This is a genomic window from Xenorhabdus khoisanae (assembly GCF_001037465.1).
GTDB classification, from domain to species: Bacteria; Pseudomonadota; Gammaproteobacteria; order Enterobacterales; family Enterobacteriaceae; genus Xenorhabdus; species Xenorhabdus khoisanae.
In genome coordinates, this window is record NZ_LFCV01000245.1 from 1 (window position 1) to 704 (window position 704).

The window sequence follows — 704 nt, forward strand, 5'->3', positions numbered from 1 at the left end:
GTATTTCTAATACCTATATTCATGATTGTGTTTTATCGAATTATATATAATGTTTTTTTATTTTTTAAGTCAATGATTCCTTCTACCACAGTGAGTAATACATTATGCTAAAACGTAAATATTTAACTCAATCCGAAATTGAGCAGTTGCTGGCTGAATTAGAAAAAGGCGCAAATGCAGAGCGTAATATCTGTATGCTTTTTATGGGGTTTCTCCATGGCTTTCGCGTTTCTGAGCTGCTTGGGTTACGTCTGTCTGACGTGGATCTGCGTGACCGGAGTTTGAGTGTTAATCGTCTGAAAAATGGTTTTTCCACAATCCATCCCATGATCCCGCGTGAAATCCAATTGTTGCGTAAGTGGCTGACTATACGCAAGAAATATGAAAAATTCGGCAAGAGTGAATGGCTGTTTATTTCCCGCACTGGCGAGTCTTTATCGCGGCAGCAGTTCTATAAAATCATCAGGAACACAAGTATCAAGGCAGAAATTGCGATTTGCGCGAATCCGCACATGTTGCGTCATTCGTGTGGTTATGCGTTAGCGGATAACGGCGTCGATACTCGATTGATTCAAGACTATTTAGGTCATCGTAATATTCGCCATACCGTCAGGTATACCGCGAGTAATGCGGGTCGCTTTGATGGAATTTGGAGGCAGAGAGGGAAAAGAAAAAGGGTTACATTTAGTACCAAACTGTTAACT

1 protein-coding gene is annotated in these 704 nt (G+C 40.6%); it reads left to right on the top strand.

The window, feature by feature from the left end; translation table 11 throughout:
- Positions 1-104: 104 nt before the first annotated feature.
- On the top strand, positions 105-704 hold a 600-nt coding region (locus tag AB204_RS20535), incomplete at its 3' end, for a tyrosine-type DNA invertase (RefSeq protein ID WP_047965236.1).